We start from the raw sequence: 17366 nt of genomic DNA, 5'->3' as shown, positions 1-17366 counted from the left end.
CTAAAGCCAACTTATTGCTCGCCCAGTGATTTAAATACCGGAACCGCTGCTAATACTTCAATGTGGTTTTCTGTGCTCTTTAGGTAACGCGTTTCGCTGTTCGAAAGCAATAGATGGCGCTGATAACCTTCTGTTTTCGGAAACTTAGCCAAGACCGTTTCGAGCGATGTTTCACACTTATTTTGGTTAATACCTTCAATATCAACTTTGAATAGTAGTTGGTTTTCTTTCGATATTTCAACTTGATATCGCATACGCGTGCCCTCTCTACTTCATTCACTCTGCCGGGCATGATAGCCTAGTCTCGCCACGTCAGAATAGGGACATAGAGCCAGTTAACCATGCCAACCCGCCAAATAGATTCTCACTCCGGAATCATCACCTCAAATGAGATGATGGTCGCCAATCCTAATTCACCAGCGTTAGTGAAGACCATCGATATGCCCAAGGGCTACGTCGATGCAATGCACCAACATACGTGGCATCAAGTGATCTTCCCACTCAAAGGCCTATTGCAAACGAAAACCGAGCACTTCCAGCATCTTGTGCCCCATACTTCTGCTTTGTTTGTGCCTGCAGGTATTCAACACGAATCTATCGCATTGAGCCATACAACATTTGTCGGCATCTACCTTAATCCTACATTTGGAAATGAATATAAGCCTCAAGTACGAACCATTACCCTTACACCGTTTTTAAATGAGTTATTACAGGAAATTCGCAGACAGTGCGAAGGATTTGTGAGTGATGAAGAGGTATCGCGATTGCTTTCGGTATTGCACGATCAGATCATGAAAGACAACGTTCAGACCTATCAATTGTTGCTACCCGAAGACAGGCGCTTGAAGCTTATATTTGAAGCGCTGACAGAAACGCCAACGTTGGATTTGTCGCTAAAGAGATGGGGAGAGAAAGTCGGTGCATCAGAGCGAACCTTGTCGCGCTTATTCTCAAAAGAGTTCAACACATCATTTCAGTTGTGGCGACAACAAATCCGGATGATTTATTCGCTGTCTTTGTTGGATGAAGAACTCTCAATCCAAAGCATTGCCGACCAAATCGGTTATCAAAACGACTCGTCCTACATCAAAGCATTCAAGGCTTCCTTCAATGTCACCCCGCAGCAGTTTCGCTTAAATGGTCGAAGAAGGTAGTAAGAGCCTATCTTTAGGCCCTGATTCTAATTTACAAGGTGACTTACGCTATTTTGCTACTTCAGCTAGATCTTGATAATAACGACGCTTTTGGCGGTACATATCTTCATCCGCTTGAGAAAACAGTAGCTCGACTTCTGTCGATTCCGTTGACGCGACGCCAATCGAGAATCTAACCGGTATGCTAACGCCGACTTGCGTTTCGATAGCCTGATCGATTTGATCCGCATACAGCTGTTCAGCGAGTTGGTGAGGGTCTTGCGCGTGTTGCTCAGCAGACTTCAAAGTAAGAATAGCAAACTCATCACCACCTAATCGATACAGATTACTGGTATGGCTTAACCGATTGCGAATCACATCCGTACAGCCTTTGATCAACTCATCACCAACCGCATGTCCATACTGATCGTTAGCGGTCTTTAGTCCATTAATATCAATGATCAGCAAAGACAAACTGTCTTTATACTCTGTAGCACGCTGCTTAGAGAAATCCAGATCTTCATCGAAGGCTTTACGGTTGTAGCACCCTGTTGGCATGTTGATACGAGTAATGTTCTCAAGCTCTATCCAACCAGCTAACTGTTTTTGGTATAGGTCGAAAATCAATAAGTCTTCCTCGCTCAGCAAACCAAAACCCTGAGACGAGAAGTAACCAATCGTGGTGCCTTTTGAATCTTTTAAATCTTTGTTGCGACTAGTCATATCGCTATCAGCAATGTCGCCATCAGAAACAGAGTTAAAGCTGAATTGGATTAAGCTATCAGGAAGCAACGATTCCAGTTGTTGATCCACCAGCTCAGGAATCAAGCGATACTCGACACTTTGTCTCATAGAAGCAAACTTAACGATCTTAAGAATACGGTTTTTCTGTGACTCTTCGCGGGCTAATGAATGCGTTAATTTACTCGTTTTCTCTTCAACCGTTTGCTCTAGCTGTGTGTTAAAACTTTCAAGCTTGTGGTTGTTCTCTTTTATCTGTTGATAGGCGGATCTCAACTGATTATTACGTATCGTCAGTTCACTCAATTGACTCTGTATTCGAGACCACATCTTTTCCAATAAACGGCTGAATACAGTGAACTCAGTAAAACGATGCTTATCTGGATTGTGCTCAGGGGGCTGGTTGTTTGAGTAGGACTCCACCGAACCTGTGAGCAAATTAAGTTGTCTCGAAAAGGCGCGATTCAATACTAACGCAAAGACAATTGCGACGGCTAATGTCGCAAATAATATTCGAACAAACACTACCTGAGATTGCTGCATCTCTTCTAAACGAGCACTGTCCGATACATGGTGTTTCACCGCTAATGTTAATGCTTCTGAAAACAACTTATTGTCGTTAGAGATTAACTGGGTGCCTGTTTGTTCAGTTTTATCGCTAACCGAAGCCAAGTAATCAAACTCCACTGACTCATTGTCATACAGGAAAGGCGCCATTTTAGACTCTAATCGGCCGTAACCCATCAGCACGACGAGATAGCCTTGCGGCGTATAACTTGAGCCCTCTATCAACCGATACGGCAAAATTGGCGCGACAAAAACGATACCTGAATCCGCGTTATCTGCGATCTCTGGCTCTATAAACTCAGCGTGAAACAACTTGCCTTGCTTGTACGCAGACTGAGGAAGCTTCAAATCCTCAAGTAACTGACTTTGTTCAAAATGATACAAGCTACCTTTGCTGTCATAAATGGGCTTCCAGTTACTATCCAATATATAGGTTGCGGACACGCTATCGGCTAGTGCGTTAAAGCTCTCCATCTTGTCCCACACAACGCTAGAGAAAAAGATATTCCCACCCGCTTTAATCAATGAACGATCTTGCGAATACCACTGCGTGAGACTGGCTGTAAGGTTTAGTTGCTCTTGCACCGTTTGATGAATACCTACCGTTGAGTTGGCTAGCTTGATCTCTTTTTGTTCAAGAGAGCTTTCATTCTGCTTATTCAGTATCAGTTGACCGGCTAGATAAACTGGGAATAACGAACACGCCAACAACACCAAACCCATGGAGTATTTCAATGAAAGTTTCAATCGCCAGCCCCCATGTTCGCTGAGTAGTAGCTTACAAAGTCATCGTAAAACTTGTTCAGCTCTGGCTTCGGCATTCCCGACTTATATCGCTCATACGCTCGTGCTGAAGCTTCCCATACGATCGCCATTTTATAGTCGCTCGACATCATTTGCGAAGATTGAAATTCATCGTACATGTTAGAGAAAGTCTTGTTTCCTTCTTCAACACGGCGTTGGTTCACCTCACGAAATGGCGAGATCATCGCGTTTGAATGCGCTAAATAAGTAAAACTGTTCGATTGTAAGTACTGAACAACTTCTTTTAATGCTTCTCTTTTCTCCGGGTTGTTCATCCCTTTCTTTGTGATCGCAAAAATCTTGGCACCACTAAATGAAGACATCGCCTTGTCGCGATAGGTAGGTAAAGAGTTCACATGTAAGTGCTCGCCATACGCCTGATCTAGTTCGCTAAAAGCCCAATCACCATCAATCAAAAACTCGACTTCACCAGCAATGAAACGTTGCCTCGCACATGTCTCATTGCAAGACGCTTCAATGGTTTTGGCTTTCTCAAGCTTATCGACGAACTCAAAAATTGACACCAAACCTTCCCCATCAATGTTTATCGATGAAAGCATATCTTGAGAAAACAGTTGGAAAAAAGCCAAATAGAAGTACATGTTTGGATTTGGGAACAAAATAGTGGCACGGTTCGAATCAGATGAGCGTTGAATCAACTCTTCCCAAGTAATGGCATGGTCTTGCGGCTTGTTCGAATACAGAACTAATTGGTTACCGATTCCTACTGGTAACGCCTTAAGTTCATCATTAATCACTACGGCATCAAGAGCTTTTTTCTCATAGCGTGAAGTATCGACCCAAGCGGAAGGTAACGTTGAGAGCTCAATATACTCAGTAAGCCCCAAGAAATCAGAAGGCACCCAAATAACATCAGGAAAGGTATTGTCTCGAGGATCTGCGACAAGCAGCTCTGATCGGATACTGTTGATATCAAATGGTCGTATTTCAACACGATGATCAGTCATCGATTCGATGTGTTCTTTAACGTAGTCAGCGGTTTCATAATTGATACCTGCCCATATTTCGAGCGTAGAGGCGCAAGTAACCACGGGGAACAACGCCGCTAATATACTCAAAAATCTCACACCTAATTCCTCATGGCGAAAAGTATCATGTCTCGAATGGCACCAGAAATCATCAAGAATGGTGATGACATGGGCTGTTGGGGTTTGTCGTTATTTTGGGGCAAGACGTTATATAGAAAAAGGTCAGTAATAAACAGAAAAACCAAGCTATCTGTTCATTTTTTCGATCGATACAAGTTGCTCTCCCCCGATAACAACCAAACCTTTTTGTTCAACTTAACTCTGAACAAAAAGTGCAACATATCATACCCTTTATGCTTTTTTAGGCAAAAAAAAATGCCGCAAAAGCGGCATTCATCTCGTTTAGTACATCTGACACAATCAAAAGCAAGGATGCTATTTATTGTTCAAGCTTCTGTTATTGATTAAGCGTATTTCTCTTCAAAATCTTTCATGAAGCTGACTAATACTTGCACGCCTTCCAAAGACATCGCGTTGTAAAGTGAAGCTCTCATTCCGCCTACCGCTCTGTGGCCTTTGAGTGATTTCAGACCTGCAGTATCAGCCAGCTCTAAGAACTTGCTGTCTAGCTCAGGTTTTGCCAATTGGAAAGGTACGTTCATTCTTGAACGGTTTGCGGTGTGAACATCGTTTTTGTAGAAAGCAGAGCTATCAATCGCATTATATAGCAACGCCGCTTTCTCTTTGTTCACAAGCTCCATCGCTTCAACGCCACCTTGAGCTTTCAGCCACTTGAATACAAGGCCTGATAGGTACCAAGCGTACGTTGGTGGTGTGTTGAACATTGAGTCTTTTTCAGCAAGTACTTTGTAGTTAAGAATACTCGGCAATACTTCGTTTGCTAGTTCTAGTAGATCATCACGTACGATAGCAATGCAGATACCAGCTGGGCCGATATTCTTTTGAGCACCCGCGTAGATAACACCATACTGAGAAACATCGATCTTACGAGACAGAATGTTAGATGACATATCCGCGACGATTGGCTTATCCGTTTGAGGAAGCTCACTGATTTCAATGCCATCTATGGTTTCGTTTGGACAGAAATGTACGTACGCCGCTTCTGGATCGATTTTCCAATCTTTAGCCGGAACAACCGCCGCTTTGCCATCAATAGATGTCTTCGCGTTAAATACATCGATTTCGCAATATTTGCTCGCTTCAGTCACTGCGCTTTCTGCCCAGTAACCCGCATCAATGTAAGTTGCTTTCGTCGCGTCACCTAGAAGGTTTAGAGGAACAGCAGCGAATTGAGCACGAGCGCCCCCCTGACAGAAAAGAACTTTATAGTTGTCTGGGATGTTCAGAAGATCACGTAGGTCTTGCTCAGACTCATCGGCAACTTGAATAAATTCTTTGCTGCGATGGCTGATTTCCATAACGGAAGTGCCTAAACCATTCCAATCAATGAAGTCTGCTTGCGCTTGTTTCATTACCGGTTTAGGCAGTGCCGCTGGGCCAGCACTAAAGTTGAATACGTTATCTAATGTAAGTTCCATGGGGATAATTGCTCCTGCTAAATAATAACTATGCAAGTAATACCATGTTTTACCCAACATAAAAACAACAAAAGAGGTCTTAAGACCTCTTTTGTTTCGTACCGTACAAAATGTTTAACTTAACCCGTTAGATCGCCCTATCAGTATTAAGCCCGACTCTTTTTATTGAACAAAAGCCGGCATAAGCAGTGCAATTAATGGAATTTCTTGTCCATTTTCAAACACTAGATTTCCATTCTCTAGGTCAGCCGTGATTTCATAACCACTTTCTGTTTGCTTGATCATTTCCATCACGATCAATTCATCTATACCTTCACGGATAAAAGGGTATTCTTCAACAAGCTCATTTGAGAAGCTAGATTGAACATTACCTGTTAATGCAGGAACAATCATTGAAGGGTTACTGCTGATGTTTTCTGTGCCTTCCGGTACGCTCACCAACCATTTAGATTCAAACTGCCCTTTACCTAATTCTAACGACATATTGTTCATTGAAAGGTCGAAGCCTTTAGCAAACAATACGTCGATGAACGGAATGATCTCAGCTACATCTTCTTGTGTCAGAACAGGATTCGCCTGGTAAATTTCAAAGATTTTCTCAAACGATTGGCTGTCCAGTTTCGACATTTCAAAATCGACGTTTAGATTGTTCAACTGGCCTTCGTTGGTCTCAATGTTGGCGATATCCAACTTAAGACTGCTGCTCAAGCGCTTAGTCGCTTCATCTAGATGCGATTCAAAATCGTACTTAGAGTTTTCGATGGTCATGAAAGGCTGCATTGCAGAATCTGAAATCAAGAAGCTATCAATAGTAAAATTCTGCGTGCCTAACCAGTAACCTTTCGCTTGCTGGCCTGAGCCAATGCCTTTTAGGTTAGAGAGTGTGACCTCTTCACCCGTTTCAAAATCAATTTGAACCGATGGGATAGAAAGCTGGTAATCAACCTGCCCTAATACAGTGGCATGGCCAGACAGATTCGACTTCGTGATAGATACCGAGGTACCATTTTCTTCTGAGCCTTGGTGATTGAACTGGCTTAACTCGAAGTTGAAATCCGTGTTGCCGTTTAGCTCAGTGCTGGTAGTCAGAGTAAGAGGCAGAATGTCAGTGTTCTCAAACGTCGACAGCGCGTTTAAGCTCACTAAGCCATGGCTCACCGCACTATTAATGACAAACTCACTCGGTAAGCCATCGAGCGCGAGTTGCTCTTTCAAGCTCTCATCCGTCACAGTTACGCGAGTGGTTACAGTAGAAGAAAGATAACCTCTATCGTATTCCACGATCTCAGCTTGAATGCTTGAATTGTTAAGCTTTGCAACGCCATCAGTAATCGCATTTTGTCCAATTTGCCCAACCGCTAATGGCCAACAAAGTGCCAATGAGATTGCTCCGCCAATTGCACCAATTTTTCTTAACTGTTCCATGAGTTCTCTTTCTACACTAGTCTGTTTTTTTTAGTCTAACCCATCAGTAGCAAACAAGAAACATTGAGTTAAATCAGTCTATTGCTCGATACTTCGATTGCCTCAATAAATTAACGGCTAGCTCTCATCCTTATTCAGCGGTTCTTGCTAGGCTAGAGACGTCGCTACTATTAAGGTTGAGCTGTGAATCAATACGCTGTTATCTGTTTGGACAATAATCCGGTTAGCATTGAAAGAATACGTTCGGAGCTGGCTCCGTTAGCATCTGTATTCGATATTTATACTGCCGAGAACATAGAAGACGCGCATCACGCATTAGAAGATATCCATGATCACCACCAAACCGTTGCTTTAGTGATCACTCATCATCATTCTGGATTTAATGGTGTGCAATTTCTTATTGAACTGGAACAGCTGCCCCATAGTAATACCGCAAGAACGATATTAGTCAGCGCTTCGTCAGACATTCAATCCATTCTGACCGCGGTGAATGAAGGCCGGCTCAATCACTGCCTAACCAAACCCGTTCAAGATCAAGTTCTATTCAAATCGGCGCAAAAAGAGCTGACCTCTTTTGTTATCCAATACGACTCAGAAAACCTGTTATCTTACAGTGATGCGTTGGATCAACAGCGCTTATTCAGAGCACACATCGAGCAAAAGATTCATTCTTTTCAATCGGGTTTCATTCACGACTACCACCAGCTTTCTGACAATGCCCTTGCAGAGCGTGTCGTCAGTGCATTACAAGATGTGTTTTCAAAAGATGACAAAACCAAGGCCATTCGAGACTACTCACCCGAACATCTCCTCACTGTAGAAGGTGAAGACAATCGCTTTTTATGGCTGATCATTGAGGGTGAAGCCGCGCTCTATAAAAAAGATGAGTTGGGACAACAGCGGGAAGTGGTACGACACTCTAAGGGCAATATTGTCGGCGGGATGTCATTTGTGACGGGTGAACCTTCATTCTCAACCGCGATAACCCTAACGCAAACACGAGTCATCAAGCTGGATAAAGATAGCTTTGCTCAAGTGATGCACTCAAACAATACCCTGCTGCCGTTATTCACCAATCTATTGCTCCGTCACTTTAACCGCCGCTTGCAAAGAAGTATCACTAATAAAATCAAGCTGCAACAAACGTTGGAGTCACTAGAGTCTGCACATCAACAATTGATCGAGAAAGAGAAGATGGCGATGCTTGGGCAACTTGTCGCGGGCGTTGCTCATGAGTTGAACAACCCTATTGCCGCGATCTTACGAAGTATTGAAACCTTGTCTGAACATCTCGACCAGATACTCGAAAACTCGTCATTCCCAGAATCGAATAAAGGGACTGACGTGCTGGCGCATTCAAAGTTAGCCAAGCCACTATCAACGGCTCAAGAAAGACAACTCGTAAAGCATCTTACGTCGACTATCGATGATCGTGCGCTAGCCAAGAAAGCTGTGAGACTAAACCTAAGCCAAGACTCGGCGGTTCTAGACACCTTGAAAGACTCACCTGTCGCAGGCAAAGAGCTGCTCAATGACTTAGAGCATTACCACTATGTTGGAAACTCTATCCGCTCAATTCAAGTATGCAGCAAGCGTATTGCCGATATGGTTAAAAGCCTAAAAAGCTATGCCCGAGAAGATGAAGAGGTTCGCCACTACGCAGACATTCACGAAGGGCTTGAAGATACCTTAGTGATCTTTGAAAACAGACTCAAACATCACCAACTCGTAAAGCATTACGACACTGACTTACCACCTTTATTGTGCCAGTCGCTCTCGTTGCAACAAGTGTGGACCAACCTGATCTCTAACGCACTCGATGCCCTTTCTGAACGAGGAAAAGTGTCAATCACTACCTCTCAACAGACGCAAGGTGACGACACGTTTTTAGTAGTGGAAATTTCCGACACTGGCCATGGCATTGCGAAAGAAGACATCAGCACCATTTTCAACCCAAATTTCACGACCAAAAAAGAAGGTAACTTTGGTTTAGGAATTGGTTTATCTATTTCTCAACAAATCGTTTCGGCTCATCAAGGGTTTATTTTGGTGAAGTCTGAGGTAGGCAGCCATACACACATGCAAGTGTGGCTTCCATTCAAACAAGAAGGAGCACCTCATGAATAAGTACCTAATTTTATGTGTCGATGATGAGCCTGAAGTTCTTAACAGTGTCCTTCAGGACTTGGCGATATTTGAAGAGAACTTTCTGGTTGAAGGTGCTGAGTCTGTCGATGAAGCCAAACAAGTAATAAAAGAAATGGGACAAGATGGTATAAAGCTCGCGTTAATCTTGTGCGACCACATCATGCCTGACAAAACCGGTATCGACTTTCTCATAGAACTCAATCAGAACGATTACACTAAGCCGACACGCAAACTACTGCTCACAGGGCAAGCTGGCCTGGAAGATACGGTTACCGCGATTAATAACGCAGCGCTTGATTTCTATATTTCTAAGCCTTGGCAAGGTGATCAGCTCAAAGACACAATTACTCAACAACTGACCGACTATGTGATTGCAAACGACAAGCAATTGCTAAACTGGACTTCCATTTTAGATACCGAGCGCATCCTCACGTCAATGGCAAACAAGCGAACAAGCTTTGGTGAATAAGCTAATGCATTGTAAATCGACCTTAAGTTTTGGTGAATCGAACTTAGATTTTGGTGAATAGCCCCATAAACATGAGATCTCAGTTGCAGAGCAGCGCTTAAATTGTATATTTTTTAGCTAAATGGCAAAGGATTGGCATTTTTATGGATTACTTTTCCACGAGTTAGATTAAACTGTCTCAATGTTTATGGTTTGCCTGATTTTTCTCAAGCCAAAGGAATTAACACTAAATAAAGGTTTATGGTCGTTATGCGCAAAATTCTACTTACTACCGCTATGCTATTGGCTTCTGGCCAAGCACTAGCTGTTGATGAACAACCACAAGTAATGAGCAACTTTAACTACGATTACTTTGAAGCACGTATCGGTGCTAGCCCAGTAACATTTGGTGGCGCGTTCAGTAAGTCAATTCACCCGAATGCTCACGCTATAGCACGTATCGATTCAGAATTTGAAGGCGATTACGACTCAGCTGTAGGTCTTGGTTTCCACGCTCCATTAAACAACTGGGCAGACCTAACAGGTGAAATGCTAGCTCGTATCGTTCAGCCTGAAAACTCAAGCTCTACTGATATCGGTATGGAAATCAACGTTGGTGTTCGCCAATGGCTTGGTCCACAACTAGAAGTTGGTGGTAAAGGTGGTTACGTTTCTATCGATGACAACGATGATTGGACGGGTTCTGTTTACGCGCGTTTCCACTCTACAGAGCTTTTCTCTTTAGGTGCTGAAGCTCGTATTAACGACTTCTACGGTGACCAGCTAATGTTCACGGCTCGTTTCAAGTACTAATACTTAACGCTCAAGCCCTAACAAATAAGCTCTCCATGAGCACTTAGCCTTTTGATACTTAGTCTTTTAAGAAGTCCGGCTAGACAGAAACAAAAAAACCGAGGACATTCCTCGGTTTTTATTTATTAGTAATAATCTTAAGCATATAAGGCAAACTTCTTTAGTGGCAGCCCTTTAATAATTGCTGCTTGCGTGGCTCTTGTAATAGTTTCCAGTGAATACCATCAATTGCACCCGCAAATTTCCAAAGTAGTTTTAGGTCAACATCGTTTCCGTACGCTTTGCGAACCTTATTAAACACTTCAGGCGCGCCCAACTGCATAAACATTGAAACATCGTCCACACCCGCCTTTTTAACCATGCGCTCTAACGTAAGTTGCATGTTTGGTAGATCTCTCAATCGACGGCTAGCGGATGATTTCTTAAAGCTACGTTGCTGAATTGAATTATCGATTGAAGTACGAATAATACTATCCAATTCAGGATGTTCGCATGTAAACAGGTCAGTAATATCGTAATAATTTACGGTAGCTGTTGTCTGTTTTTTTACATGACGATACTTTTCACAGTCAAGATCCGTCAGTTTTTTATCTAATGACTTTCCACCTCTGATGAATAAACAACCTTCACTCAATAAAGCGAACATAGCGTCATTTTGAAAGAGGCCGATACCTCCAAACATAGAACGTTTTTGATGCTCACCAAATTGATTCACGTAATTAATAAATGCTGTCTCGGTCATGTCCGTTGATCCTTAATCAAATTACCCCGATTAGGTTCATTACCAGACAAGCAGCTTTTTATGCGAAAAATTTTTAATCTATTTTTTATTCTTTAGGTGAATATTATGATTTCGTTTTCCACCTTTAAATAAATGATACTTCGAAAAGAAAAATAAGTCTGGACTTAGTTCACATCAATCAATTGAGTATTATGATTTTTCATGATTGATATCACAGTAAACTATCAAACCATGCTTAAATTTCGACATCCAGTGATACACCCGTTCAAATTATTCAAGGTTATGTCGTCGGATGAGTATTGCTTCACAGCATCGCGGCTTGTAAAATGGCGGAACATACATGTTGTTACTTTTTTTATGAATCATTTATCGTTTTTCTGGCTACCACAAAATAAGGCTCTTCTCTTAAAGGGTCTAGAATCAGAGTTTGCCCAACTTGTTGGCCATTCTATTTCAGCGGGAAAAATAACACTTCCTCCTATCCCTAACGTTGTGCTGAAAATTCAAAAGCTTTGCACCCTCGAATCAACCGGGATTGCCGAAGTTGCCGAATGCTTACTTGAAGACCCAGGCCTCACTGCTGTCGTCATTCGAGTGGCTAACTCTGTCGTATTCAACAGACGCAACATTACTTGTGTCGATATGATGACGGCTGTGTCGCGCCTTGGCATATTAAGAGTGCGTGATATCGTTACGGCTCAGGCTATTGAACAACTCAAGCATTCAGTCAACCTGAGCAAAGAGTGTAATGAGTTACTGGTTCAGAGCGCTTCTGTCTCCAAAGAACTCGGCGCCACTATGGTATTGGTGACCAACGGCTTCAAAGAACTATCCCCTATTGAATACCGCTACCTTGAACATGAAAAATCACTGCTTGTCGGATTACTGGCTGACATTGGTTTGTTCTGTTTGGTTAGCGAATACCACCTCTACCTCGAAAATGGCAATTACCTAGACCACGATATCGCCCTACAAATATTCCAAGGCCAATGTTCTGCAACCAGTAAACTGGTGCTTAATCGTTGGGGCTTCGACAGCGACTTTATTGATGTGTGCAGTAATACCATTAATAGCCACGAAGAACGCGAAGTGTCTTACTTGGATATTGCACGAATCGCTAATCACCTGCTGATGTTCAGAAACAAGGATGAGAACATCGATGATCACGAAGTTGAACTTAACGTGACAGGTGCAGAGGTGCTTTATAAATTAAGCAACTTGAGCAAACATGATTTTAATGCAAAGCTAAGCGACGTGATCAATACTAGTGGCTTCTAAGTCACTGTTAAGTGACAAGTAAATGTAATATGAAGTAAATGCAGTGGGGAAAGCATGTTTACAGGGATGATCTTTATATTTGCACCACTCGTCGTGGGGTATCTTTTTTCTATTTCGAACGATCAGACGCTAGAATTTATCAACCGCTCGACATCGCGGTTGATCTACGTGATTCTCGCGTTAATGGGGCTAAGCTTAGCCGCCCTCGATAACCTAGGCAGTAATCTGCAGACAATCCTTCTTTACACCGTCACTTTCTTTGTCTGCTTAAGTGTTTGTAACCTAATGGCACTGCCCGCTATTGATAAGTTATTGCCACTCAAAACCGATAGTAGCAAGAAGAAGCTTCCCCTCTCTTCGATGGCAATGGAGTCTGCCAAACTGATCCTAGTTGTGGGTTCAGGCCTTATCGCTGGCTTAGTCTTGCCTATCAGTCTTGATTGGGTTGATACCGCCAGTGAATGGATTTTGTTTGTACTTCTCTTCTTTATTGGCATTCAACTGCGTAATAGCGGTTTAACACTTCGACAAATCTTGCTGAACAAACACGGCATGGTCATCGCAATCACGATTATCGTCACCTCAATGCTAGGTGGCGTTATCGCGGCTTACATTCTGGATATCCCTCTGTTCAAAGCCTTGGCTATGTCTTCTGGATTTGGTTGGTATTCTCTGGCTGGTATCTTGATGGGTGACGCCTTTGGCCCTGTTTATGGCGGTGCTTCTTTCATGCTTGAGCTGTTAAGAGAGTTAGTTGCCTTAGTACTGATTCCAGTGCTGATTCGCAGCTATCCGTGTGCCTCTATAGGCTATGCAGGTGCTACGGCGATGGACTTCACTCTACCTGTCATTCAAACAACAGGCGGTGTTCGATGTGTGCCTATCGCTATCGTCAGTGGCTTTATCCTAAGCTTGCTTGTCCCGATTTTGATGTTGTTCTTTGTATCTCTTGCTAACTAGATCGCAGGAATAGCGTTTGTTTTAGATTAGAATGCAACTCGAATACCTATGCCCAAGACACCGATACAGTTACCGAAATAAAAAGACACTAAGTGTCATTGCTCAACAAATAACGATCACGGTAACCTGTAACGACAAAGTTATAAAAAGAATAAACTTACAAAAGGAACCACTATGAAACGCCTTTGCGTCGCATTACTGCTAGCTTCAACTTCTACTTTCTCTTTTGCAGCAGATTCAATGTCTGAAACAAACCAGTGCCAAGCAAAAAAATATGATGCGTACATCGACGCCTCTTTGAATTGGTATGCCGACCTTGCTGCATTGACCTCTGAGCAATACCCAGAGCTAACAGAAGTCAGTGAGTGGTTCCTAGAAGGTCGTAAGCACCACTTTGAGCTTAATCGTGCTGCAGTAAACTACTACCTTGTGAATGACTCTAGCAAAGTGGCTACAGAACAACCTGTCGAAGGTTGGCTACAACTAGAGCAACACGACATTAAAACGCTATCAACACGTGATGATGAGCTAGGTAAAATCGCGAAAACAACGTTCGACGACCGCCAATCAACGCCTCATGCTCAAAACTACGAGCTACGTTCAGCGTTTGCAGAATTGCTTAGCCACCCTAAGCAAATCGATACGGCACTGCAACGCTACAACCAGTCAATTACTAAACTTGAAGCGATTAAGTGTAAATAACCCCTCATTTAATATGCTTTTTTGAGAAGTTGGATTTCATAATTAAGACGGGACATTGTTCCCGTTTTCGTTTAGATTGTCCCGCTCGCGTCAATATAAAAAAAAATAAATCGCTTGCTATGGTTACGGAACAAAAAACAGCAGATGTTAGCTTCGACAGTCTTTTACGTATCTTCACGGTACCTGAAGGCCCAGATTCAACACTCACTCAAATTGAAGACAAACTTTCACGAAACCTGAATCAATTCTTACGTGAACACATTGTGGCTGAAGAAAAGCCGCTGCGTGAAATTGAGAAAGATTTTTCAAATGCTCATATCCCTGAGCAGCCTGAGTTTGTTTCTGAACATACTGAGCATCTCCTCGATTCTCTCGTGTCTCACTCGGTTCATACGTCTTCGCCAAGTTTTATTGGCCACATGACGTCTGCTCTGCCGTACTTTCTGATGCCGCTTTCTAAGATCATGATTGCGTTGAATCAGAATCTAGTAAAAATTGAGACCTCCAAAGCTTTCACGCCCCTAGAGCGTCAAGTTCTGGGTATGCTACATCGCTTGATCTACCAAGATGACGATCAGTTTTATTCACGCTGGATGCACAGTGCGAACCACTCTTTGGGTGCGTTTTGTTCTGGTGGTACCATCGCGAACATTACTGCGCTTTGGGTTGCGCGCAACAATGCGTTGAAGGCACAAGGCTCGTTCAAAGGTGTAGAAAAAGAAGGCTTGTTTAAAGCCATGAAGCACTACGACTACGAAGGCCTAGCCATCTTAGTTTCTGAACGTGGTCACTACTCTCTGAAAAAAGCCGCAGATGTCCTTGGTATTGGTCAAGAAGGTCTAGTGTCTGTTAAGACGGATAACGACAACCGCATTTGCACTGACGATCTAAGACTCAAGATCGAGCAACTTAAGCAGAACAAGATCAAACCTTTCGCCGTCATTGGTGTGGCTGGTACAACCGAAACTGGTAATATCGACCCGCTAAGAGACATTGCTGAGGTATGTGCCGAAACAGATTGTCACTTCCACGTAGATGCAGCTTGGGGAGGTGCGACTCTGATGTCGAACAATCATCGTCACCTGCTTGATGGCATCGAGCTAGCAGATTCAGTCACGATTGACGCACATAAACAGCTTTATATCCCTATGGGTGCGGGTATGGTGCTGTTTAAGAAACCAGATGCGATGACAGCGATCGAACATCATGCTCAATACATATTGCGTAAGGGTTCGAAAGATCTTGGTAGTCATACGTTAGAAGGCTCTCGTTCCGGTATGGCAATGCTTGTTTATGCGTCGATGCACATCATCAGCCGACCTGGCTATGAACTGCTAATCGACCAAAGCATCAACAAAGCGCGCTACTTTGCCGACCTGATTAAAGATCAAAGCGATTTCGAACTGGTTTCAGAGCCTGAGCTGTGCCTACTGACTTACCGCTATGTGCCTGAGCCAGTTAAAGCGGCGCTGCTTAAAGCTGACGCAATAAAACGCGTTGAACTGAATGAGCTACTGAATGAACTGACCAAGTTTATTCAAAAGAAGCAGCGTGAAACAGGTAAGTCTTTCGTATCGCGAACGCGCTTAAATCCCGAAGCATGGGCGCATCAACCAATCATCGTTTTCCGGGTGGTGTTAGCAAATCCACTGACAGGTAATGATATTCTTTCTTCAGTGCTTGAAGAACAGCGTGAAATCTCTAAACTAGCACCTAACTTGATGAGTAAAATCACTAAACTGGTTACGCAAATCAACGCATAGTCATTCAATTTTAGTTGCATCAAATTGAAAATTTCTTTCTTTTTGATGTAACTAAGCTGTCAGTTCATACTCAATTTGCATTCTTTTTGCTCAAACTCTCTTCCAATTCTGTAGTTTTCTAAAATTTTGTTGAGGTTTGTCATATTCTTAAGCATTCATGCCGTGTTTTTGTATTAGTAAATAGTATGTTGGGTTTATACTGACTCTATGGTGCTAGTTAGCTTGATATCTATTTGATGCATCAGTATTTACAATACCGAATATAGTTTTGGCTTTGTGCTTACTGATATTTGCTTCAGCCATACCCCCTGGTAAAAGATATTAACTAGCAAGTTGTTCTCTATACCCTTGTGAACACTATGAATACATTAGAAAAAATACAAAAAAACCTGGAAAATTTCAGCAAGTCTGAGCGTAAGGTAGCCGAAGTAATCATGGCTTCCCCTCAAACTGCAATTCATTCTAGCATTGCTACCTTAGCTAAAATGGCTGACGTGAGTGAGCCTACAGTTAACCGCTTCTGTCGTCGTTTAGACACAAAGGGCTTTCCTGACTTCAAACTTCACCTAGCTCAAAGCTTGGCGAACGGTACACCTTACGTGAACCGTAATGTTGAAGAAGATGATGGCCCAGATGCTTACACGCATAAGATTTTCGAATCAACTATGGCTTGTCTAGACGTTGCTAAAAACAGTCTAGACGCGATGCAAGTTAACCGTGCGGTTGACCTGCTGACTCAAGCAAAACGCATTTCATTCTTCGGACTGGGTGCCTCTTCTGCTGTAGCCAAAGATGCTCAAAACAAGTTCATTCGTTTCAATATCCCAATCACTTGTTTCGAAGACATCGTGATGCAACGCATGAGCTGCATTAACTGCAGTGACAACGACGTTATTGTTCTTATCTCTCACACTGGCCGCACAAAAAGCCAAGTTGAGATTGCGAACTTAGCTCGCGAGAACGGCGCAACCGTTATCGCTATCACAGCGAAAGACTCTCCATTAGATAAAGCGAGCTCGCTGTCTATCTCATTGGATGTACCGGAAGACACTGACGTTTACATGCCAATGGCAAGTCGCGTTGTTCAGATGACGGTTATCGATGTGCTAGCAACAGGCTTTACACTTCGTCGTGGCTCTGGTTTCAGAGAGAACCTAAAGCGCGTGAAAGAGTCACTTCGTGATTCACGTTACGAGAAGTATTCTCAGTTCTAATCTGTTAAGGCATGACCTGAAAACACATGAACTGAGAACAAGTTGAATTAAAAAACGGAGCCTAGTGCTCCGTTTTTATT

At 42.9% G+C, this 17366-nt stretch carries 15 protein-coding genes; 9 read left to right on the top strand and 6 right to left on the bottom strand.

Going from position 1 to position 17366, the window contains the following annotated elements; all coding sequences use genetic code 11:
• Nucleotides 1–11: 11 nt before the first annotated feature.
• Nucleotides 12–254 (bottom strand): hypothetical protein, encoded by a 243-nt coding sequence (locus L3V36_RS01250; protein ID WP_004734698.1) that lies wholly within the window; start codon nucleotides 252–254, stop codon nucleotides 12–14.
• A gap of 87 nt (nucleotides 255–341) precedes the next feature.
• Here L3V36_RS01250 and L3V36_RS01245 point away from each other — a divergent pair, with 87 nt between their 5' ends.
• Nucleotides 342–1154 carry a helix-turn-helix transcriptional regulator gene (locus L3V36_RS01245; protein ID WP_102446899.1) on the top strand — a complete coding sequence of 271 codons (813 nt, stop codon included), beginning with the start codon at nucleotides 342–344 and terminating at the stop codon, nucleotides 1152–1154.
• Nucleotides 1155–1202: 48 nt separating this feature from the next.
• On the opposite strand, the gene L3V36_RS01240 is transcribed toward L3V36_RS01245, so the two are convergent.
• The 4 genes from L3V36_RS01240 to L3V36_RS01225 form a co-directional block, all read right to left on the bottom strand.
• The gene (locus L3V36_RS01240) at nucleotides 1203–3164 is read right to left on the bottom strand and encodes a diguanylate cyclase (protein WP_102446900.1); all 1962 of its coding nucleotides are present in this window, start codon (nucleotides 3162–3164) and stop codon (nucleotides 1203–1205) included.
• Between the two features lie 20 nt (nucleotides 3165–3184).
• Nucleotides 3185–4333 carry an extracellular solute-binding protein gene (locus L3V36_RS01235; RefSeq protein ID WP_076646725.1) on the bottom strand — a complete coding sequence of 383 codons (1149 nt, stop codon included), beginning with the start codon at nucleotides 4331–4333 and terminating at the stop codon, nucleotides 3185–3187.
• Between the two features lie 365 nt (nucleotides 4334–4698).
• Nucleotides 4699–5793, bottom strand: a complete 1095-nt coding sequence (gene serC / locus L3V36_RS01230) for a 3-phosphoserine/phosphohydroxythreonine transaminase (protein ID WP_029404986.1) — start codon at nucleotides 5791–5793, stop codon at nucleotides 4699–4701.
• A gap of 162 nt (nucleotides 5794–5955) precedes the next feature.
• The gene (locus L3V36_RS01225) at nucleotides 5956–7218 is read right to left on the bottom strand and encodes a DUF945 family protein (RefSeq protein WP_017091692.1); all 1263 of its coding nucleotides are present in this window, start codon (nucleotides 7216–7218) and stop codon (nucleotides 5956–5958) included.
• 183 nt (nucleotides 7219–7401) lie between these two features.
• Here L3V36_RS01225 and L3V36_RS01220 point away from each other — a divergent pair, with 183 nt between their 5' ends.
• The 3 genes from L3V36_RS01220 (at nucleotide 7402) to L3V36_RS01210 (ending at nucleotide 10627) form a co-directional block, all read left to right on the top strand.
• Nucleotides 7402–9345, top strand: coding sequence for an ATP-binding protein (locus tag L3V36_RS01220; RefSeq protein ID WP_102446902.1), 1944 nt, complete (start codon nucleotides 7402–7404; stop codon nucleotides 9343–9345).
• Nucleotides 9338–9835, top strand: a complete 498-nt coding sequence (locus L3V36_RS01215) for a response regulator (RefSeq protein ID WP_102446903.1) — start codon at nucleotides 9338–9340, stop codon at nucleotides 9833–9835. Before L3V36_RS01220 ends, L3V36_RS01215 begins: the two co-directional genes overlap by 8 nt.
• A 249-nt stretch (nucleotides 9836–10084) precedes the next feature.
• Nucleotides 10085–10627: a hypothetical protein gene (locus L3V36_RS01210; RefSeq protein ID WP_048609214.1), complete on the top strand. Its 543-nt coding sequence runs from the start codon at nucleotides 10085–10087 to the stop codon at nucleotides 10625–10627.
• Nucleotides 10628–10787: 160 nt separating this feature from the next.
• Here L3V36_RS01210 and L3V36_RS01205 read toward each other — a convergent pair whose 3' ends face one another.
• A complete protein-coding gene (locus L3V36_RS01205; RefSeq protein WP_004734691.1) occupies nucleotides 10788–11369 on the bottom strand; it encodes a TfoX/Sxy family DNA transformation protein in 582 nt (193 codons plus the stop codon).
• Between the two features lie 357 nt (nucleotides 11370–11726).
• Between L3V36_RS01205 and L3V36_RS01200 the strand changes: the two genes are divergently transcribed.
• The 5 genes from L3V36_RS01200 to L3V36_RS01180 all read left to right on the top strand — a co-directional run bounded on the left by L3V36_RS01200 (nucleotide 11727) and on the right by L3V36_RS01180 (nucleotide 17286).
• Nucleotides 11727–12647 carry an HDOD domain-containing protein gene (locus tag L3V36_RS01200; protein WP_004734690.1) on the top strand — a complete coding sequence of 307 codons (921 nt, stop codon included), beginning with the start codon at nucleotides 11727–11729 and terminating at the stop codon, nucleotides 12645–12647.
• Nucleotides 12648–12701: 54 nt separating this feature from the next.
• Nucleotides 12702–13607: a lysine exporter LysO family protein gene (locus L3V36_RS01195; RefSeq protein ID WP_102446904.1), complete on the top strand. Its 906-nt coding sequence runs from the start codon at nucleotides 12702–12704 to the stop codon at nucleotides 13605–13607.
• Nucleotides 13608–13781: 174 nt separating this feature from the next.
• Nucleotides 13782–14309, top strand: coding sequence for a hypothetical protein (locus tag L3V36_RS01190; protein ID WP_004734688.1), 528 nt, complete (start codon nucleotides 13782–13784; stop codon nucleotides 14307–14309).
• A 119-nt stretch (nucleotides 14310–14428) separates the two neighbouring features.
• On the top strand, nucleotides 14429–16072 hold the full coding sequence (gene panP / locus L3V36_RS01185; protein ID WP_017077843.1) for a pyridoxal-dependent aspartate 1-decarboxylase PanP: 1644 nt from the start codon (nucleotides 14429–14431) through the stop codon (nucleotides 16070–16072).
• Nucleotides 16073–16431: 359 nt separating this feature from the next.
• Entirely contained in the window at nucleotides 16432–17286 is an 855-nt protein-coding gene (locus tag L3V36_RS01180) for a MurR/RpiR family transcriptional regulator (protein ID WP_004734686.1), read from the top strand.
• The last annotated feature ends 80 nt before the right edge of the window (nucleotides 17287–17366 follow it).

It is taken from the genome of Vibrio sp. G-C-1 (assembly GCF_021728015.1).
GTDB classification, from domain to species: Bacteria; Pseudomonadota; Gammaproteobacteria; order Enterobacterales; family Vibrionaceae; genus Vibrio; species Vibrio splendidus.
Note: the sequence above shows the minus strand (reverse complement) of the source record. Positions and strands in the feature narration are given on the sequence as shown.